The 19341-nt window shown below is 34.8% G+C and carries 23 protein-coding genes; all 23 read left to right on the top strand.

What is annotated here, in order from left to right:
• Positions 1 to 222: 222 nt before the first annotated feature.
• The 23 genes from MHH96_RS21045 (at position 223) to MHH96_RS20935 (ending at position 19287) form a co-directional block, all read left to right on the top strand.
• Positions 223 to 879: a hypothetical protein gene (locus MHH96_RS21045; RefSeq protein WP_341117961.1), complete on the top strand. Its 657-nt coding sequence runs from the start codon at positions 223 to 225 to the stop codon at positions 877 to 879.
• Positions 880 to 956: 77 nt separating this feature from the next.
• Entirely contained in the window at positions 957 to 1277 is a 321-nt protein-coding gene (locus MHH96_RS21040; RefSeq protein WP_341117960.1) for a hypothetical protein, read from the top strand.
• 59 nt (positions 1278 to 1336) lie between these two features.
• The gene (locus tag MHH96_RS21035; protein ID WP_341117959.1) at positions 1337 to 1873 is read left to right on the top strand and encodes a hypothetical protein; all 537 of its coding nucleotides are present in this window, start codon (positions 1337 to 1339) and stop codon (positions 1871 to 1873) included.
• Positions 1866 to 2177, top strand: coding sequence for an HNH endonuclease (locus tag MHH96_RS21030; protein WP_341117958.1), 312 nt, complete (start codon positions 1866 to 1868; stop codon positions 2175 to 2177). The genes MHH96_RS21035 and MHH96_RS21030 overlap by 8 nt, the downstream gene beginning before the upstream one ends.
• Positions 2178 to 2258: 81 nt before the next feature.
• Positions 2259 to 2651: a P27 family phage terminase small subunit gene (locus tag MHH96_RS21025; RefSeq protein ID WP_249878212.1), complete on the top strand. Its 393-nt coding sequence runs from the start codon at positions 2259 to 2261 to the stop codon at positions 2649 to 2651.
• On the top strand, positions 2648 to 4363 hold the full coding sequence (locus MHH96_RS21020) for a terminase large subunit (RefSeq protein WP_341117957.1): 1716 nt from the start codon (positions 2648 to 2650) through the stop codon (positions 4361 to 4363). The genes MHH96_RS21025 and MHH96_RS21020 overlap by 4 nt, the downstream gene beginning before the upstream one ends.
• 16 nt (positions 4364 to 4379) lie before the next feature.
• Positions 4380 to 5561 carry a phage portal protein gene (locus MHH96_RS21015; RefSeq protein ID WP_341117956.1) on the top strand — a complete coding sequence of 394 codons (1182 nt, stop codon included), beginning with the start codon at positions 4380 to 4382 and terminating at the stop codon, positions 5559 to 5561.
• A gap of 15 nt (positions 5562 to 5576) precedes the next feature.
• Positions 5577 to 6131 carry an HK97 family phage prohead protease gene (locus tag MHH96_RS21010; protein WP_341117955.1) on the top strand — a complete coding sequence of 185 codons (555 nt, stop codon included), beginning with the start codon at positions 5577 to 5579 and terminating at the stop codon, positions 6129 to 6131.
• Positions 6124 to 7308, top strand: a complete 1185-nt coding sequence (locus tag MHH96_RS21005) for a phage major capsid protein (protein WP_341117954.1) — start codon at positions 6124 to 6126, stop codon at positions 7306 to 7308. Before MHH96_RS21010 ends, MHH96_RS21005 begins: the two co-directional genes overlap by 8 nt.
• Positions 7309 to 7329: 21 nt before the next feature.
• Positions 7330 to 7506 (top strand): hypothetical protein, encoded by a 177-nt coding sequence (locus tag MHH96_RS21000; RefSeq protein WP_171509743.1) that lies wholly within the window; start codon positions 7330 to 7332, stop codon positions 7504 to 7506.
• The gene (locus tag MHH96_RS20995) at positions 7499 to 7798 is read left to right on the top strand and encodes a hypothetical protein (protein ID WP_171509742.1); all 300 of its coding nucleotides are present in this window, start codon (positions 7499 to 7501) and stop codon (positions 7796 to 7798) included. Before MHH96_RS21000 ends, MHH96_RS20995 begins: the two co-directional genes overlap by 8 nt.
• A complete protein-coding gene (locus tag MHH96_RS20990) occupies positions 7779 to 8120 on the top strand; it encodes a phage head closure protein (RefSeq protein WP_171509741.1) in 342 nt (113 codons plus the stop codon). Before MHH96_RS20995 ends, MHH96_RS20990 begins: the two co-directional genes overlap by 20 nt.
• A complete protein-coding gene (locus MHH96_RS20985; RefSeq protein ID WP_341117952.1) occupies positions 8113 to 8472 on the top strand; it encodes an HK97 gp10 family phage protein in 360 nt (119 codons plus the stop codon). Before MHH96_RS20990 ends, MHH96_RS20985 begins: the two co-directional genes overlap by 8 nt.
• On the top strand, positions 8469 to 8786 hold the full coding sequence (locus tag MHH96_RS20980) for a hypothetical protein (RefSeq protein WP_224428271.1): 318 nt from the start codon (positions 8469 to 8471) through the stop codon (positions 8784 to 8786). The genes MHH96_RS20985 and MHH96_RS20980 overlap by 4 nt, the downstream gene beginning before the upstream one ends.
• A gap of 1 nt (position 8787) precedes the next feature.
• Positions 8788 to 9426 (top strand): major tail protein, encoded by a 639-nt coding sequence (locus tag MHH96_RS20975; protein WP_341117951.1) that lies wholly within the window; start codon positions 8788 to 8790, stop codon positions 9424 to 9426.
• Entirely contained in the window at positions 9426 to 9770 is a 345-nt protein-coding gene (locus tag MHH96_RS20970; protein ID WP_249878221.1) for a hypothetical protein, read from the top strand. The genes MHH96_RS20975 and MHH96_RS20970 overlap by 1 nt, the downstream gene beginning before the upstream one ends.
• A 238-nt stretch (positions 9771 to 10008) precedes the next feature.
• A complete protein-coding gene (locus tag MHH96_RS20965) occupies positions 10009 to 12831 on the top strand; it encodes a hypothetical protein (protein WP_341117948.1) in 2823 nt (940 codons plus the stop codon).
• Entirely contained in the window at positions 12821 to 13621 is an 801-nt protein-coding gene (locus tag MHH96_RS20960; RefSeq protein ID WP_341117946.1) for a distal tail protein Dit, read from the top strand. Before MHH96_RS20965 ends, MHH96_RS20960 begins: the two co-directional genes overlap by 11 nt.
• Positions 13622 to 13636: 15 nt before the next feature.
• Positions 13637 to 15625, top strand: a complete 1989-nt coding sequence (locus MHH96_RS20955) for a hypothetical protein (protein ID WP_341117944.1) — start codon at positions 13637 to 13639, stop codon at positions 15623 to 15625.
• Between the two features lie 82 nt (positions 15626 to 15707).
• Positions 15708 to 16751, top strand: a complete 1044-nt coding sequence (locus tag MHH96_RS20950) for an acyltransferase (protein ID WP_341117942.1) — start codon at positions 15708 to 15710, stop codon at positions 16749 to 16751.
• Positions 16752 to 16835: 84 nt separating this feature from the next.
• Complete coding sequence (locus MHH96_RS20945; protein ID WP_341117941.1) at positions 16836 to 18851, top strand: phage tail spike protein; 2016 nt, start codon at positions 16836 to 16838, stop codon at positions 18849 to 18851.
• Positions 18851 to 19066, top strand: coding sequence for a hypothetical protein (locus MHH96_RS20940; protein WP_341117940.1), 216 nt, complete (start codon positions 18851 to 18853; stop codon positions 19064 to 19066). Before MHH96_RS20945 ends, MHH96_RS20940 begins: the two co-directional genes overlap by 1 nt.
• A gap of 62 nt (positions 19067 to 19128) precedes the next feature.
• A complete protein-coding gene (locus tag MHH96_RS20935) occupies positions 19129 to 19287 on the top strand; it encodes a hypothetical protein (protein WP_341117939.1) in 159 nt (52 codons plus the stop codon).
• Positions 19288 to 19341: the final 54 nt, after the last annotated feature.

The following is a 19341-nucleotide window of genomic DNA, read 5'->3' as shown; positions in this document are numbered from 1 at the left end:
ACTATTATAGGATGTGGTGATTATGAAACTTGAAAATCATCTACGAACTGACAGCAAAGAGAAATTAAATAAAGTTAGAAAAGAGAAATTATCTAAGCATGATTTACGTGAATTAATGGGTACTAACAGGGATACTTATAAACGGCATAATGGGGCGATTAGGAGGAAATAGAAAGGTATTTAACTTTCTGTGTAGAATTACTTTTAGCAGGAGGTTGAATAATGAATTTCGATACAAAGTATTTAATTAGATGGGGAATTCCAGGATGGATGTTTATTTTTTGGTTGTTTTTATATTTTCTATTTGCTGATTATAGTTTCATAAATAAATTTCTAGAAGTAAATAGATTCGATAAGTTGATAGGGATATTTATTTCATTAAGTGTATCTGGTGTAGTTATTGGTTACATTATTCATCACTTATATTTCTTTATCAATTGGATAACTGTTAACAAGAGGGGATTTGATCCGACGGTTAAGATGTTAGATGGATTTCAAAAACCAAGAAATTGGGGAAAAAATAATAAAAAAGACTATTTTTACTTGGAATCAGTTTGGCATAGGGAGCTATTAAATATTGAAAATGAATCAATTCGGAATTATATAGTCGAAAGGTATCGGTATTTATTGTCTACGATACACGGATTAGGAACTATAGTTTGCAGTCATTTTTTTATCTTGATATTAACTCTTTCTTTAGCTATTCATAAATTTGGTCATGTTACAGAGATGCCTTTATCTTTAATTGCATTTAATATAATTCAACTAATAATTGCAATTGTTGTCTTAATTAATTTTATTTATTATTCTAGTAACTTAAATTACTTTCAAGGATATTTTTTAAATAAAATGATTAACGAAAAGTTAACAAAGGAATGAATTGTCATTAAATGTCGAACAATAGTATTTGTCCATTTATTTCCTTTCTCTGATAATTAAGGGGAGGGGGTGGTAATGTGGCATTGTCTAAAAATGAAGTAGAGTATATTATTGCAAAACATCTTGAATCAAATCCGAAAACTCAAATTGCTGCTATAAGAAATGTTGTCGAAGATAAACTTAGAGAACAAGGAGTAATCGGGAAACAAAGCATAGGTAATCAGTATTATACTAAAACTTGGGAAGAACGAATCTCGAATAAAGATGCACTTTTAATAAATGAAGTGTTTTATGACTTTTTATACGGAAGAATAATCACTCCAGGGATAGATAGTTTAAACAATGATTTTCCTTGGGTGCACGTGTCAGACCCAGAAAAATTAAAAAAATATTTATAAGCGTTAAGAGCATTCACAATGTTGTGAGTGCTTTTTATTTTGGAGAAAGAAGGGTGATTATGATGCATAGCAAAGATTTTCCTTCTGCAAGGATTAAACCAAATGAAAGGGTGAGGGATATGGATAAACCAAGTATGACAAACAGACCGGATAGACCAGTAACAGAAAAGAAGCCTTTGTTAGATGGTGCTGTTGATTGGAGTAAGCTTGCTTTCATAAGAGAGCATATTGTGGGAAGAAATTATGAGGATTGTATCGAACTTACACCAGACCAAGTAAAAACAGTATTAAGTCTTGCTGAAGAGTATGAGCGTAAAGAAAGTAAGAAAATAAAAGGAATTACTATTGAATTGCCTAGAGAAGATGAACAACCGTTTCTGCAAATAACCTTAGATAAATACAGTGGAGTACCAAAGGTGTTTCATAAAGGTGAAGAGATAAAAGGAATAATTAATATCTCTATGGATTGGCTGACAAACGATGAGAACGGCAGACGTTTACCTCATATCAAGTTAGTTCATGTGGAAGGTAAGGGCGAGGGTGCTTGCATAAAAAACATTGAGTACAACGATATTTGGAATGAGTTAGATGTCTAACTTCTATGTAACAACACCATGGAAGAACAAACGCAAACGAATACTCAAGCGTGATGGTTACTGCTGTCGTGAATGTAAACGATATGGCAAGACTACAGAAGCTACAACCGTTCACCATATCAATCCATTGAAGGACAGACCAGAGTTAAGATTAACCAGTTGGAACTTACTAAGCCTATGCAAGACATGTCATGATAAGATGCACAATCGAATAACAGATGAATTAACAACATTAGGATTATATTGGGTGGATAAGGTGAGAATTTACGACACGATGGTATCCCCCCCACTTAATCCTTTTTAATTTGGGTCCATGGAGACCGAGGAGAGGAACTTTTTCCAATAGAGCGACTTTTTCAAAACAGAAAGGGGGTGTGAACACATCTTGGCTAAGTTAATGACAAAGAAACAATTGAAAAATCAGACCATAAAACACATGCAGCATTTAGGAGTTTATAAAGAAGAGTATGATCAGACAATTGATGTCTACGCTGGGATGTTAGCACAGTACCAGGCTTTTGAAAAAACGTTTGAGGAATCCGGATATCAGATTACGGAGGAGTATACAAACAAAGCTGGTGCCACAAATGATCGTAAAACTCCAGTATATTCTGCTATGGAAACATTAAGAAAAGACATTGCAACCTATTCAAATATTCTTTGTATTAATCCAAAAACGTTCCAAAGTTTAAAGAAACCAGATGTTCCGAAACGGAAAGAAGAGACGAAAAGCAAGCCTAAATCTAAATTACAATTAATTTTGAGTGATAGTTCATGAGCTTTGAGAATTATGATTTAGTAATGAATTATGCTCGAAGCATTGTGGAGGGCAAGAAGCTTGCTAACAAAGAACAGATTCAAGGTTGCGAAAGATTTTTTAGAGATTTAGAAAATCCTGAATATGATTTTAACCCAAAAGATGCCGAGTTTGTAATTGGCATAATAGAGAAAACATTTGTGCATGCCCAAGGAGAATCGTTAGATGGTACTCCATTACGTGGCACGCCTTTTTTATTGGAACCATTTCATAAATACCAAGTTTATAACTTATTAGGTTTTTATCATAAAGGAACAAAGGAAAGACGTTTTAAAGAAGCGTTCATTTACTTGCCTCGTAAAAATATAAAAACATCTTTTGCTGCAGGATTAGCATGGGCGTTGGGATTATTAAATAGACGAAGTGGTTCAAAGGTTTATATTGTAGCTGCCGCATTAAAACAATCACTTGAAAGCTTCAATTTTATAAACTTTAATCTTGGGCAAATGGGAGAGAAAGACAACTTCCGCGTCATCGACAACAACCAGGAACACTCCATCGCAGGCAACTTTGAAGATGGTTCTCTCTATATTCAAGCATTAGCAGCTAACCCGGATAAACAGGATTCTTTAAACTGTAATATCGCTATCGCAGACGAATTGCATGCTTATAAAACACCAAAGCAATATAACATCATCAAAGAAGCTATGAAGGCTTATACAAACAAATTGATGATAGGTATAACAACTGCTGGTGATGATATGACTAGCTTTTGTTATCAAAGATTGCAGTATTGTAAGAAGATTTTAGATGGAACCATAAAGGATGAGGCTTACTTTGTTTTTATTGCCAAAGCAGATGAAGATGAAAAAGGTAATGTGGATTACACCAATCCCATAGAGCATGAGAAAGCTAATCCAGCGTATGGAGTTTCTATAAGACCAAACGATATTATGAATGATGCTCTACAGGCTCAGAATGATCCACAGCAAAGAAAAGACTTTTTAGCTAAGTCATTGAATATCTTTACTTCTGCATTAAGAGCGTACTTCAATTTAGATGAATTTAAGGTATCCGACCGTAACTATACATGGACAATAAAAGATCTACTTAAATTGAATATTGATTGGTATGGGGGCGCTGACTTATCTAAAATGCATGACTTAACTGCTGCCGCATTGTATGGAAGGTACAAGGATATCGATATAACAATTACTCATGCTTGGTTTCCGATAGTTGCAGCTACTCAAAAAGCAGAAGAAGATAATATTCCGCTGTTTGGCTGGAAGGACGATGGTTGGTTAGATATGTGTAACACGCCAACTGTTAACCATTCAGATATTGTGAATTGGTTTGTGGACATGAAAAAGATTGGATTCAAGATTAAGAAGGTTGGATTTGACCGTAAGTTTTCTAGGGAGTTCTTTTTAGAAATGAAAAAGAAAGGCTTTAAGATGGTTGACCAGCCACAGTATTTTTACAAGAAGTCAGAGGGATTCAGAAGAATTGAGAAAAAAGCGAAGGATGGAAAGTTTTATTATCTCCATTCACAAGCTTTTGAGTATTGCGTTCAAAATGTAGCAGCTATTGAAAAAACAGACGATATGATTCAGTACGAAAAGGTTATGCCTAATCAACGTATTGATATTTTTGATGCTGCCGTCTTCGGTTCTATTCAAATGCTTGAGGATATGACTAGAGCTTCTGATGCATCAAGTTGGTTAAACAACTAAGAAAGGGGGTGTGTAAATGGCTTTTTGGAATCGAAAAAAGAAAAAACGTTCTTTAGAAGAAGATTTAGCCAAGTCAATTACTTTAGGATTTGGAAATGTTGAAACAGTAGGATATACACGTTTATCGGATAATCCCGACGTACTCATCGCAGTGGATAAGATAGCCGACCTTGTTTCTAACATGACAATTCACCTTATGGAGAATACAGAAGAAGGAGACAAAAGAGTCCGTAACCAATTATCTAGAAAAATAGATATTGAACCTTATAAGAATATGACTCGCAAAGGGTGGATTTATAAAATAGTACGAGATCTTTTATTATTCGGTGATGGAAATTCTGTTGTTCATATTGGAGTGGACCCGGAGACAACTTTTATTAGTGACTTAACTCCTTTTCAAATGCCTGCTGTATCATTTGAAGATACAAACGAAGGATATCTGATTAATTATAATGGCAAGGTTTATACTCCTGATGAAGTTTTACATTTTGCAATTAATCCGGATCCAAATTATCCATACAAAGGAACTGGTTATCGAGTACCTTTAAGGGAAATCGTAAAGAACTTAAATCAAGCAACGGCCACAAAAAATAACTTTATGAGTGGTAAATATATGCCTTCTCTAATCATTTCTGTGGATGCTCTAACAGAAGAGTTATCAAGTAAAGAGGGCAGAGATAATGTAATGGCCAAATACTTTGATGAAACAGAGGGTGGGAAACCATGGATTATTCCTGCTGACTTAATCAAAGTGGAGCAAGTAAAACCATTGTCCTTGAAAGACATAGCAATTGTGGAAGGTGTAGAACTGGATAAAAAAACGGTAGCTGGACTCATTGGAGTGCCGGCTTTTTTTCTTGGGGTTGGAACCTTTAATAAAGAAGAATACAACAACTTTGTTAATACAAGAATCTATTCAATAGGTCAGATAATATCGCAAACATTAACAAGAGATTTATTGTATTCACCAAATTGGTTCTTTAGATTAAATCCACGAAGTTTATATTCTTACGATCTTACTGAAATGGTTACAGCAGGTGTTCAACTTGTGGACCGTAACGCAATGAGAAGAAATGAAATACGTGATTGGATTGGTTTAGACCCTGATAGCGAAATGAATGAGTTAATCATCTTAGAAAACTACATTCCTGCTGCATCTATCGGTCAGCAAAGTAAATTGAAAGGTGGTGATGAATAAATGGAGAAGCGCCTAATGGTTTTTCAATCCGAGTTAAAAACTCGTGATGCAGAAAACGGAGAAGCATTTATAGAAGGTTATTTTGCTGTATTCAATCAAGAAACAGAATTATGGCCGGGAGCATTTGAAGAAATTGCACCAGGCGCATTTGATAACAGCTTACGAAACAACGACATTATGTGCCTAGATAATCACGATACAAGAGTAGTTTTAGGCAGCATAGGAAGTCAAACATTAGAACTTAAAACGGATTCTCATGGCTTATGGGGGCGTGCCAAGATTGATTTAGAAGATCCTTTTGCAAAGAGCGCATATCGTAAGGTGCAAACTGGAAAGGTGAGAGGTTGTTCTTTCGGTTTCATGCCACTCAAAGAGGATGTTGAATATCGAGAAGATGGCACAGTCAAATGGATTGTAAGAGAAGCAGATACAATGGAAGTATCAATTACTGCCTTCCCTGCATATCCACAAACAGCAGTAGCAGCAAGACAAAAAGATGTTGAAGCAATTAAAAAACAAAAACTCGAGCAAAGAAAAGCTCAATTAAAGGAGAAGATGAAACGTGGCTAATCCAGTAGTAATCGGAGCAAAGTTAAATTTAAAAAGAAGTTCATTAAAAAACGTTGAGGACAAAATCACAGAATTGCTGGCGAAGCGTGATGAGCTATCTGCTTCCATTGATGGAGTTGAGTCAGAGGAAGACTTAACAGCAATTGAAGGCAGCGTAAAAGAAAATGATGATGCTATTGAGTCAGCAGAAGAAGAAAAATCAACTTTGGAAGAAGAAATCGAAGAGTTAGAAAAACAATTAGAAGCATCTAACCGTAAAAAGCCAAATGCAGGGGGGAAAAGGAATATGCCAGCAAATGTAGAAACAAGAGAAGCAATTAACGAATATGTTCGTTCTAAAGGATCATTAAAAGAGCGTGCAGGCTTTACATCTGTGGAAGGTGGAGCTTTAATTCCTGAAGAATTATTACCACCTAAAAAAGAACTCGTTGACGTTGTAGACTTAACTAAATATGTTCGTACAGTTCCAGTTAACCGAGGTTCAGGTAAATATCCTGTCATCCACAAATCAAATGGGAAAATGAACTCTGTTGCAGAACTTGCTAAGAATCCAGAGTTAGCGCACCCTACTTTCACAGAAGTTAACTATGATATTGAAACATATCGTGGTTATATCCCTGTATCTCAAGAAGCAATTGATGATGCTGATTATGATATCACAGGATTAATCGCAGAAGATATTCGTGACCAAGACTTAAATACGAAGAATGAACAAATTGCAGAAATCTTTAAATCTGCTACACCAAAAGCAGTTACTGGTTTAGATGGAATTGTTACATTGCTAAACACTGGCTTTAAACAAGTTTACACAGTGAAATTCTATGTATCTGCTTCCCTATTCAACGAGTTAGACTTATTGAAAGATGGGAATGGCCGTTATTTATTACAAGATGACATCACTGTTGCTTCTGGTAAACGAATCAAAGGAAGAGAGGTTGTTGTCTTGGATGATGACATTATCGGAGAAGCAGAAGGCGATCTTGTAGGATTTGTTGGAGACGCTAAGGAATTCTGTACTCTATTTAATCGTAAACAAGCTTCTGTAAAATGGATTGACAATGATATCTACGGACAATTGCTTGCTGGTTATGTTCGCTTTGATGTTCAAAAGGTTGATAGTGCAGCAGGATATTACATCACATATACACCAGCTACAACTGAACCAGCAGGAGCTTAATCCACAGAAAGGGTGAAGCAAATGAAATACGTAGTAATTAAAGATTTCACAGATTTACAAGATAAAAACCACATTTATCGTGTCGGAGACAAATATCCGAGAAAGGGGAGAGTGAAAAATGAGCGAGTTGAAGAATTATCTAGTTCTGCAAACAAGCTTAAAACCCCCTTAATCAAAGTGGTTGAAGAAGATGAATGATTCAGTTAAGGAAACTATCTTATCATTATTAAAATTAGACTTGGGCATCACTCATAATTTGAGAGATGCCTATTTTTCTAATGTCATAGAAAGCACATGTAAAGAAATCGAGACAATGGGAGTAACTTTAGATCTCGAATCAGTTGAAGATCAAATGTTAGTAGTTGAATATTCAGCTTGGAATTATCGAAATAGACATGTAAATATTCCATTGTCTAGAAGTATACAATTTAAGATTCATAACCGATTAATTAAGAAGGCGGGGACTACAGATGCCATCATTGAAAGCTAGTTTGGGGAACAAGGATAATATCTCCTTAGATGATGTTTGTGTCCTTATTAGCGTAACCGCCACTCAAGATGAATTAGGACAGGATATAGAAACGGAGATTCCTAGACAAATATTCTGTTCTAAATTGAGTGTAAGTAGAGCGGAGTTTCTAGCTGCAGGACAGTTGGACCATAAACCACAAATAACTTTAGTCGTTGATTCAGACGAATATGACAATGAAAAAAAAGTTGATTATCAAACTATGAAGTATTCAGTCTATCGGTCTTATATGAGGTCTGATGGCTTCACAGAACTTTATTGTGAGGTGAGAACTGGTGGTTAGAATTAATCAATTACAGAATGAAATCATGAGACAGTTAAACATCTATACGAACGAAGTTGCGGAAAAAGTTAAGGATAATCAAGAAGAATTAGGAAAAGAAGCTGTAAAGGAATTGAAGGCGAACAGTCCAGAGTTAACAGGTGATTATCGTAAGGGTTGGAAAATGAAGAAAGAAAAGGATAAGGTTATCGTCCACAATGCTACTGATTATCAGCTAACTCATTTACTTGAAAAAGGACATGCGAATAGAGACGGTGGCAGGACCCCGCCACAAGTTCATATTGCACCTGTGGAAGAAAAGGTTGTGGATGAATATATCAAGCGTGTTGAAAGGGATATCGAATCATCATGACACTAGTTGAATTGAAGAAGTTACTAGATCAAACTGGATATCCTGTGGCTTATTCTCATTTTAATAATGGTGCTCCAAGCGTTCCTTACATTTGTTATCTTGTGGACGGAAATCCTAATTTACTTGCTGATAATAAGACATATCACAAAATAAGTGATGTAACAATTGAACTTTATACAAACAAAAAGGATTTGGTAGCAGAGGGGATTCTTGAATCGTTATTAGACGAAAATGAAATACCTTACCAGCCAGATGAAGTATTCATAAGTTCCGAAAATTTATTTCAAAGAATATACGAAGTGAGGTTGATTTAGAATGGCAGAAAATAAAGTAGTATTTGGTTTGAAAAACGTACATTATGCTCCTTATACAGTTGAAGCAGGGGTTGTTACTTTTGGAACTCCTAAACCTATTCCAGGAGCAGTTGAAATGTCCAATGAGCCAAGAGGAGATATGATTGAATTTTATGCGGATGACATGCTTTATTACAGTGCTCCAAATAACCAAGGTTATGAAGGTACATTAAGTATTGCGAATATCCCGGAATCATTTGCTGTAGATTGTCTAGGTGAGGAAATAGATGAAACAGACGGTGTATTAGCTGAATATGCAGATGCAAAACCAAAGCCTTTTGCATTACTTTTTGAATTTGATGGAGACCAAAAAGCTACTCGTCATGTTATGTACAATTGTACAGCCAACAGACCAACAGTTTCTTCTTCCACAAAGACAGATACAGTAGAACCGAACGCAAATGAATTAACTTACGTTGCAAGCCCAATCCAAATTGACGGTAGACCAATTGTTAAAACGAAAACAAGCGATAAAACAACAGATGCTATTTATAACGCTTGGTACAACACTGTATTTGTAAAAGGTGGAGCAGCAGAGGGAGCATCTACACAATCTATTTCAATGGCAAAAGAAGAAGATACTAGTGGCGGTGCTGCTTAATGGAAAAGACAATTATCGTAGATGGTCAAGAAGTATTATTGAAAAGCAATGGAGCTACACCAATTAAATATAAAATGCAATTCCGTAAAGACTTTTTCGCGGAAATCTTAAAACTTCACAAACTAGGTAAATTGAAAAGTATCGAGGAAATGGACGATGAGACTTTAGATAACCTAGATTTTGAAGTTTTTTATAATATCATTTGGACGTTTGCAAAGACAGCCAATCACAGTATTCCAGAGCCAGATAAATGGCTGGAATCATTCGAGAGCTTCCCCATTTTAGATTATATTTCCGAAGTGCAAGAAATGCTTTTAGCTAACATACAATCAAAAAAAAAATAGATGAAAAAGAGTCAGGCGATGTGGACGGTGAAGGATTAAATACCGAAACATACCTGGCTCTTTGTTATAAATGCAAGTTAACTAGATTGGATCTTGAAGATATGACCATTGGAATGTGTCTTGATTATATAGATGTTTACCTTGATATGAGTAATCCGAAGAAGAAGAAAAAAGTTGCCACTAGAAAAGCCACACAGGCTGATTATGACAGTTTCTAAAGTGGAGGTGAGATAAATATATGGCGAGTAGAATCAAAGGAATTACGATTGAATTAGGAGCAGATACGACCAGTCTTGAAGGTGCATTGTCTGATGTTAATAAGAAATCTAAAAATCTAGCTACTGAATTAAAAGATGTTGAAAAGCTCCTTAAATTTAATCCTAATAGCGTAGAGCTGTTAGCACAGAAACAACAAATTCTTTCCGAATCTGTAGAAACCACTCGAAAGAAATTAGATCAATTAAAAGAAGCAGAAGCACAGGTACAACAACAATTTCAGCGTGGAGACATCAAAGAAGAACAATATCGAGCGTTTCAACGTGAATTACAAGATACAGAGCGAACTCTTCAACGATTCGAAAATTCCCTACAAGACATGCAAGTTGAACAGGATAAAGTCGGTCAGAGTCAAAAAGATTTAGCTACTCTTATGAATGCTACAGAAACGTCTATTGAGGATTATGCAGATGCAATAGGGCATAGGTTGGTTCGGTCTATTCAAAACGGAACAGCGACCAGCAGAGACTTGGAACGAGCAATTCAACGAATCGGAAGAGAAGCCCTTGGTGCTGATGTTGATGTAGACAGATTGACTAGGACTTTAAGGTCTGTGGATGATGGCAATTCTCTTCAGGAAGTCAGAAGAGAGCTACAAAGGATTGAAGATCAGTCTGGAGAAACAGTAAATGCATTAGAGGAACTTGATTACGGAATAGAAAACGTAGCAGGGGCATTAGTTGCTGGTGACGGAATAAGCGGTGCTATTGAAAAGGCACTGGAAACCACTAACCTAGATACGAAAATTGATATATCCTTTGATATCCCAGAGGAATCAAAAAAGGCTGTTACAGATGCAATCAGAACTGTGGAAGCTTATGGTGTTGATTCAGAAGCTTCTCTTGAAGGTGTCAGAAGGCAATGGGCGCTAAATAAAGATGCTACTGATCAGGCGAATGAAGCTGTAGTAGAAATGGCAGCTACAATTGCTGGTGTAAACACTCAAATTGATTTTAATGAACTGATTCAAGAAGGAAATGAGATTGCTGCCACTTTAAAAATCTCAAATGAGGAAGCAATGGGGTTTGTAAAAACATTGCTTGATATTGGTTTTCCTCCTGAACAATTAGATATCATTGCCGAATATGGAGACCAAATGATTCAAGCTGGGTTCTCAGCTAAAGAAGTTCAACAAATTATGGCAGCAGGAGTAGACACAAAATCCTGGAATATCGATAACCTTTTAGATGGAATCAAAGAGGGTCGTGTTCAAATGGCTGACTTTGGTTCAGGTACAGATAAAGCAACAAGAGAAATTATTGATTCAGCTGGAATAGCAATAGATAAATTTGAGGCTTGGGGAGATGCGATAGCTAAAGGTGGAGAAAAAGGGCAAGTTGCTATGCTAGAAGCGACAAAAGCTTTGGCAGGAGTTAAGGATGAAACAGATAGAAACCAATTAGGCACTAAAATGTTTGGTACCATGTGGGAAGACCAAGGCACAAAGATTATTGATACCATTTTAAAAGCTGAGGGCAAACAAGTTGATTTAAGAAAAGGGGTACAAGACCTCAATAATGATATGGCTAAATGGCAAGAAGATCCTACAGTAAGTTTGCAATTAGCATTTGCAGAACTAACAAAGGCTTTAAAACCTTTATTAGAAATAATTGCATCGATTATTGCTATGTTTGCGAATTGGGTATCTGAAAATCCTAAATTGGCAGCAACGTTTACAGCGTTAGGAACAGCAATTGGAATTGTCGCAGGGTTGATACTAGCCTTAGCACCTATATTCTTTGTGCTTCAATCTGCTGCTGCGGCTGCTGGTGTAGGTATTGGAACGTTAATTGCTCCTTTCTTAACAATGGCAGGGATAGTTTTAGGAATCATAACAGTAATAGGATTATTGGTAGCTGCATTTGTTAATCTTTATCAAAATAACGAAGACTTCCGAAATAAAGTCCAAGAGATTTGGGCGAGTATTCAGGAGGTCTTTTTTAATGTCCTAAATTACATCAAAGAATTGGTTAGTACAATTATGACGGAAGTAATGACCTTCTTTGGAGAAGTCTTGGGTAAAATAAAGGCCTTCTGGGATGAAAACGGACAGGCAATCATGATTCTTGTTGAAATGTATATGAATTACATTAAAGGGATTATTGAAATCATCATGATTGTAATTAAAGGTTTATTCCAAGCTGGATGGACGGCAATTACAACTATATTAAAAATAGCTTGGGAATTAATAAAATCAATCGTTAAAACAGGGATTGATTTGGTGCTAGGTATTATCCAAACTGTATTGAAATTGCTTCAAGGTGACTGGGAAGGCGCTTGGAATACCATTAAGGATACAGTTAAAAGCATTTGGAATAACATCAAAGAGTTTTTTGAGAATGTCGACTTGCTTCAAACTGGTAAAAATATTATCCAAGGCTTAATTGATGGTATTGGTTCAATGGGAAGACAAGTGTGGGATAAAGTAACTAGTATAGGCCAAAGTATTAAAGACGGATTTACAAGTTTCTTTGATATTAACAGTCCATCAAGAGTTATGCGTGATGATATCGGCTTGAACATTGGTGCTGGATTAGAAGAAGGTTTAATACGATCACAGGCTAAAATTTCGAAAGCTTCTCAAGCGATGCAAGAAGCAGCTATGCCGGATTTATCAACTAATGGTTCTGCATCCACACAATCGGTAACAATCAATAACCAAGGCTTATTAAATGGTGCTGTATTCCATGTTAGAGAGGAAGCAGATATTAAGAAAATAGCTAAAGGATTACATGATTATTCCGTACAAAAAGCAAGGGGAGGAGGGGTGATCATTGCCAACTAAATTAGATAATTATACTTTTCAAGACTTTGGTCTAATCGAAGAATTTGGACATGTTCATCCTTCTACGCCTGAATTTAGTGATAAAACAATATCTATACCAGGTAGACCGGGTTTATTAAGTTTCGGAACACAAATTGGAGCAAAACAATTCACTTTTTCATTGAAAGTATTTGTACGTGATAGATACGAAAGGCAGCGGAGGAAAAATAACTTCGTTGCTTTTTTATTTGATGCTTATAGACAGCCTAAGACGTTTAAATTAACGCTTGATTACGAGCCGGATAAATACTATTTAGCGAAGGTTTCTAGTCAAATAACACCCGAAATGTTAGCTGTAATGGACCAATTCGAATTGACTGTTGTTGCTAATGATCCAGATAAATACTTCATTTCTAAATCAAACGAAATCACATGGGAAAATGATGTAATTCCTATATATAGTGATATCTTGTGGATGACAGGAAAGGGTATTTATACCATTACTAGTCCTACCACAATTGAAATTGTTAATAACGGCACCTTAGCACAGAGAGCCAATTTTACTATTAATGGTACTGGAACAAATGTGACTTTCCAAGCAAATGGGAAGTCTTTTTCTCTGGGTACTTTTAGAAATACAACATTCGAAATAGACGGGAAAACATATTCGGTTAAGAAAAATGGAATTGACTCTTTTTCTATGTTATCAGGGAAATTTATTGAATTATTACCAGGAATAAATAATCTTAAAATTACTGGCACTAGTCTTAATTTTACAATCTCAGAGAATATGAGATATTCATACATGTAGTAAGGAGGTATATAAATGGATGCTCCAAAATTAAACCCACAAGATACACTTAGGCAATCCTTCCCAAAACTTAATCAAAGCATTGATAATGCAAATGAAGCTTTAAAGAAATCTGGAACAGCGGTAAATATATCGAATAACGCTATAAATGTTTCAAATGAAGCTAAAGGAATTGCTGAACGTACACAATCTGAATTATCTCAAGCGATATTGGAAGGCGATTCAAGTCCACTTGCTGGTCAATTATCTGTAGGTGCTGATGGAACTATATACAATGATGGTCCGCAGGAAAGATTTATTACAGAATATAATCACGTTAGTACAAATGTGGAAACAACTCAGTTGAAGATGGAAAGTGAAGAAATAAATGTTTTGTTTTTACCTATTCTATCCTCGTTACCTCCAGCTATTGCAGATGGTATCACAGATACAACACAAAGATTAAATGATATTTTTAGTATGTATAGAGGGCGAAAAATATTCATTCCAGATGGAATTTACCTAACAAGTAATTCTCTAATTCTTTATGATGATAGCACATATGAATTAGGTAAAAACGCGACTATTATGTTTGCTTCTTATCAAACAAATGAAGGGATTAACCCAAATAAATGGGAAGGTAAACATATATTAAAAGCAGAACAAGGAGCTAAAAATATTGAAATATACGGTGGTACAATTTGGGGACAAGGTACAACCCAACCACAAGATATGCACAGAGGTCTTTTCTTTTGGAATGTAGAAGGTTTAAAAGTACATGATATAAAAATTAAGGAGGTTGCAGGTTGGGGAATCGCTCATATAATCTGCAAAGATTTCCATTTTTATAATATAGAATTTGACCAATGTCCTGAGTCGAAGTTTGGATACAACGGAGATGGATTGACTGGAATGTCTTCTACAAATGGGATCATTGAAAATATAAGTGGTTATTCATCTGATGATTTAGTTGCATTATACGCTGGGAGTATATTCTTTCCGACAGATGATATAAAAGACGTTATTATTCGTAATATATTTCCTAGGAAGAAAAAATGGTTTGATGTTGATGAAGGAATAGAAAAAGAAGAAATAACACATCGGCCGGTCGCTCTATATGCAAGTAGTGAAAAACGTTTAGATAACATAATAGTTGAAAATGTGCAAGGTTTTTCAACTAGTGCTATTACATTAGTAAATAGGCGCTTATCTGAAGGATATGGGTTTGGTTATGCAAATAATATAATTTTCCGTAATTTAAATCTAGAGTTTGATGAATACATGCCAACCGAGTATGAAGAAGCATTTATTATTAAGGATATGATTTGCGGGACAATTACCATTGATAATGGGAATTTTGATATTCCTGGACACTTAGGAAATATTAGAAGGTTCCTGACAATAGATAACTCAAAAATTGATACACTAAATATAATAAATCCCGATATCCTTATACATGAAAGTGATGGTGCAGCAATTGTAGATAATGGTTCGGTAAAAAATATTAATTTAACCAATCCTAAGTTAATGTTTGGTGGGGATCTACGTGGAAGATTTTACTATAAACAATCAACTTTAGATACTTCAATTTTAACTACTATTAGAGCAACAGATGTAGAAACTAATGGAATTGTGGGAATTTATAAACCAAATTCAGATTTAAAGATTAGGATTGATACATGGGATCTGCTTGTAAATGAATCAACTGTTCAATTAAGCAATCAAAACGAAAACGATAGAATAAAGACAGAAAAAGGAATAGCGTTAGTAAAAAACAATTCATTGGTGTATATAGATAAAATAACTTCTGAGAAGAGAATACCAGTTTCAGGAGGTTTGTCTTACAATGTTGCATTAACAGGAAAAGATGTACAAGCGAATAGTAATTATGGAGTAATTTGTTCACCTGAATGGAATTCAGGTGGAATGTGGATAACTAATAAAACTACTTCTGGCTTCACAGTTAATTGGGCTTCAGCTCCAAGTGCACAAACAAATTTTTCTTACAAAATTGTTGCAAATTAAAAAAAATCCCACTTTATAACAAATTCGTCTAATAATCTAGTATACTACTCTTATTGACGAATTTGTTGGGAGGATATATTTAATGAGAAATCATTATAATGAATTAGATATATTAAGAGGACTGGCGATTATTGGTGTTGTTTTAATCCATGTAACTTCGACTTCTTTGGATTATACTACTAGCGGAAGTTCGTTAGAGTTTTTATCGTTATTTTTTAATCAAATTTCTAGATTTGCTGTACCGACGTTTTTTTTACTATCTGGATTGGGTTTGTCAATCTCAAAAAGAAATCAGTTGGAAAATGGTTATTTTTCATTTTTAAAAAAGAGAATCTCTAAAATAATTACACTTTATATTGGATGGACAGTAATTTACTTTGTCCTAACTTCTGATTCATTAAGTATAAGTACTCTTATAAAAAACATGATATTTGGTTCAGGATATTATCATTTATATTATGTGCCGTTAATTATATTATGTTATATCATATATCCTCTGATATTAAAATTATGCCAGTCGGTTGTAGGTGTTGTTATTTTATTAGTACTAACATTGTTAAGCCAAATGTCAGACGAGTTATTCGGAATAATATTATTAGAAAGTAAACTAAATATTTTTAATTGGATTTGTTATTTTGGAATTGGAGTATGGTTCGCGAATAAATTTGATATAAAAATGAGCGTATTAAAGAACTATAGTAAAACAATCATTATTTCTACAATAGTGATTTTTTTGGGAGTCTTCATAGAATCTTATTTACTTATTGATAGTGTAGGGAAAGCTCAAGCAACAACATCAATGAGACCAAGTATAATATTATTGTCTATTTCTTTTGTGTGTATGATTATATGTATAAAAAAATACAATGTAACTTTCAATAAGTTATTATTGAAGTTTTCCAATTTATCTTATGGTATTTATCTTTCTCATGCATTGTTTTTAACAATTTTCATGAAGATTTATACACAATTAGGATTATCTCTTAATTCATTTATATTTATACTTACTGCATTATTGTTTGTAATTCCGATATCAATGATTGTTTCGTACTTAGCTGATAAAATTTTACAAACAATAAAAGATAAAGGAAATAAGATAAAGAACAAAACAATAAAAGTGGCTTAAATTTATTAAGCCAATCATACGACGATGGTATATAAAGAATTCTTCTATAACGAAGAGTTCTTTTTCTTTTGAAAGGAGGTACCCATGTTAACAGTTAAAAATCAAAGTTTTGTAGACCAAGCTATATTAGAAAATGCATATGGAATAAGTTACGAAAAGACGTTCAACGAATTATGGGGAGCGTCTTTTTCTTTGCCTTTAAATGATCCTAAAAATGCATATTGTAATTCATTGCATTATATAGAGATTGTGGATGAAGATGAATATATAGGTTTATTCCGTATCATTCCAAAGAAAACACTAAAGAATGAATCCGCAAAAGAGGTTACATATCAACTAGAGCATGTGTTAGCAACGTTGTTGGATAAATCTATGTTTGGATATAAACAAACGGTCAATTTAACCACACGAGAGAATTTGCAAATGCTAATAGATCAGCAAACCATTAAACATTGGAAGCTTGGAACAGTAGCATTTACTCGAAGATTTTCATATAAGTGGGAAAATGAAAATTTATTATCATGTATTTTTAGCATTCCGCAGCCATTTGATGTTGATTACCAATGGACATGGGATACTCAATCATACCCTTGGACACTAAATCTTGTGGAAGTCGAAACAGAGCCTACCTGTGAAATTAGAGAGCGATATAACTTAATTGGATTGGAAGTAACGGAAAATCCGATGGGGATTTACAACAGGATTTATCCACTCGGATATGGTGAAGGAGATAACCAATTAACCATCAAAAGTGTTAATAATGGAATCCCTTACGTAGAGGACACAGAATCTATAAAACAGCTTGGATTCGTAAAAGAATATATTTGGGCGGACACTCGTTTCGAAGACCCCAACAGCCTTATGGCAAGTGCTAAAGGACTGCTAAAAGAGTGGAAGAAACCAAAAGTTACATGGAATGTTACTGCTGCTGAATTATCTCGAATAACAGGATTAGAAAAAGATAAATTCCGTATGGGGAAAGTAGTAAGAATCAATGTGGATGACTTCCCTGTTACCGATTTAAGAATCAAGAAAGAAAGTAAACCAGATGTAACAGGTGAACCTTGGAATGTATCCCTTACGCTTGGAGATCTGGACGATGACTTAGGTACTACCCAAACAGATTTAGAGCGTAGACAGCAGATAAATGAGTTGTATGCACAAGGTGCTACTAATATATCAAACTACTCTTACAACGATAATGCAGACAGTGAAAATCCAGCTGAAATCCTTGTCTATTTTCCTGACGAGATAGTTAGGCTTAATAAAGCAATTTTATCCTACAAGACTGATAAATTTAGAGCATATGAAAGGGCAATAAAAGGTGGCGGTGCTGTAGTTAAATCAACTAGTAGCGGTGGAGGAACAACTGCTACTTCATCTTCAGGTGGAGGAGTTTCCAAATCGACAGAAAGTGGAGGAAGCACAACTCAAACTTCATCAAGTGGTGGGGGTACAAGCAAATCAACAGAATCAGGTGGAGGGACTACTCAAACAAGTGCAGCTGGGGGAGACCATTATCATTTAATGTTTGAAGGTGGAAGTGCAGTAGAACATGAAGAATCAATGGACAAAGAATTTTTCGCTAATGCATCTTCAACTGGAGGAGCTACAGCAAGGGTTGTTCTAGGAGGAACGATTGCAAATAATTTATATACTAGAGGCTCTAGTGGAAATCATACTCATAGTGTTTCAGTGCCTTCACATTCACATGAATTTAGTACACCAAATCATACCCATTCTGTTTCTATTCCAGCACATAGTCATGAGTTTAGCACACCGAATCATAGCCATAACGTAACGATACCAAACCATACACATGAAATTACTCTACCGAACCATACTCACGATATCGAGTTTGGTATTTTTAAACTTGAGCAATTACCGTCAAAAGTGAAAATAACTGTTGATGGTAATACCGTTCCTATAACTGCTTTAAATGGAGATGACATTGACTTAATTCCTTATTTATCTAAGAGTGGCGGTAAAGTGAATCGTGGATGGCATACAATCCTTATCACTCCAGATAATCTTGGTAGAATTAACGCTCAACTTTATACACAATTTTTTATCCAATCACGCGGAGGAGGGGAATATTAATGTTTAAATTAAAAATAACCACTCATAGTGGTGCCGATTATGTTGCAGAGGTAGATGAATATAATCCCTCCACAATCAATGAACAACTTAATAAAAACGAGATAAACACTATAATGCTCGGTGAGATTATCTTATCGAGAATTGATGTTAAATCTGTTGTACCTATTGTAGAGGAATTAAATGAGGAAGAACAAACAACTGATAATAAAGAGTAGGATACCTATTGTATGGTGCCACAATGAGTAATTGATTCATTTTTACTAGAAGGAGCGAGATAATGAGAGAAGAATTAGAAAATAAGATAGATGATCTATTAAAGAAAGCACAAGAAAAAATGAATAATGCTGAAAAGAGGGATGATTATAATGATTGGTTTTATCATTTAGGAGAAATTAATGCTATTAAAGATATTAAAAAAATTTTCCAAATGTCCTAATTTCTTGTATACTAATTCTTGTAAATAGCTGGTGTTTAACCATAAAAATACAGG

The organism is Niallia sp. FSL K6-0212, from assembly GCF_038007605.1.
Taxonomy (GTDB): domain Bacteria; phylum Bacillota; class Bacilli; order Bacillales; family Cytobacillaceae; genus Niallia; species Niallia circulans.
This window is presented reverse-complemented; position numbering and strand designations above follow the sequence as displayed.

Excerpts from the sequence above, each read along its gene's own strand:
- MHH96_RS21045 (WP_341117961.1), top strand. The coding sequence starts at position 223 with ATGAATTTCGATACAAAGTATTTAATTAGATGGGGAATTCCAGGATGG.
- MHH96_RS21035 (WP_341117959.1), top strand. The coding sequence starts at position 1,337 with ATGATGCATAGCAAAGATTTTCCTTCTGCAAGGATTAAACCAAATGAA.
- MHH96_RS21030 (WP_341117958.1), top strand. The coding sequence starts at position 1,866 with ATGTCTAACTTCTATGTAACAACACCATGGAAGAACAAACGCAAACGA.
- MHH96_RS21020 (WP_341117957.1), top strand. The coding sequence starts at position 2,648 with ATGAGCTTTGAGAATTATGATTTAGTAATGAATTATGCTCGAAGCATT.
- MHH96_RS21015 (WP_341117956.1), top strand. The coding sequence starts at position 4,380 with ATGGCTTTTTGGAATCGAAAAAAGAAAAAACGTTCTTTAGAAGAAGAT.
- MHH96_RS21010 (WP_341117955.1), top strand. The coding sequence starts at position 5,577 with ATGGTTTTTCAATCCGAGTTAAAAACTCGTGATGCAGAAAACGGAGAA.
- MHH96_RS21000 (WP_171509743.1), top strand. The coding sequence starts at position 7,330 with ATGAAATACGTAGTAATTAAAGATTTCACAGATTTACAAGATAAAAAC.
- MHH96_RS20995 (WP_171509742.1), top strand. The coding sequence starts at position 7,499 with ATGAATGATTCAGTTAAGGAAACTATCTTATCATTATTAAAATTAGAC.
- MHH96_RS20990 (WP_171509741.1), top strand. The coding sequence starts at position 7,779 with ATGCCATCATTGAAAGCTAGTTTGGGGAACAAGGATAATATCTCCTTA.
- MHH96_RS20980 (WP_224428271.1), top strand. The coding sequence starts at position 8,469 with ATGACACTAGTTGAATTGAAGAAGTTACTAGATCAAACTGGATATCCT.
- MHH96_RS20975 (WP_341117951.1), top strand. The coding sequence starts at position 8,788 with ATGGCAGAAAATAAAGTAGTATTTGGTTTGAAAAACGTACATTATGCT.
- MHH96_RS20970 (WP_249878221.1), top strand. The coding sequence starts at position 9,426 with ATGGAAAAGACAATTATCGTAGATGGTCAAGAAGTATTATTGAAAAGC.
- MHH96_RS20965 (WP_341117948.1), top strand. The coding sequence starts at position 10,009 with ATGGCGAGTAGAATCAAAGGAATTACGATTGAATTAGGAGCAGATACG.
- MHH96_RS20955 (WP_341117944.1), top strand. The coding sequence starts at position 13,637 with ATGGATGCTCCAAAATTAAACCCACAAGATACACTTAGGCAATCCTTC.
- MHH96_RS20950 (WP_341117942.1), top strand. The coding sequence starts at position 15,708 with ATGAGAAATCATTATAATGAATTAGATATATTAAGAGGACTGGCGATT.
- MHH96_RS20945 (WP_341117941.1), top strand. The coding sequence starts at position 16,836 with ATGTTAACAGTTAAAAATCAAAGTTTTGTAGACCAAGCTATATTAGAA.
- MHH96_RS20940 (WP_341117940.1), top strand. The coding sequence starts at position 18,851 with ATGTTTAAATTAAAAATAACCACTCATAGTGGTGCCGATTATGTTGCA.
- MHH96_RS20935 (WP_341117939.1), top strand. The coding sequence starts at position 19,129 with ATGAGAGAAGAATTAGAAAATAAGATAGATGATCTATTAAAGAAAGCA.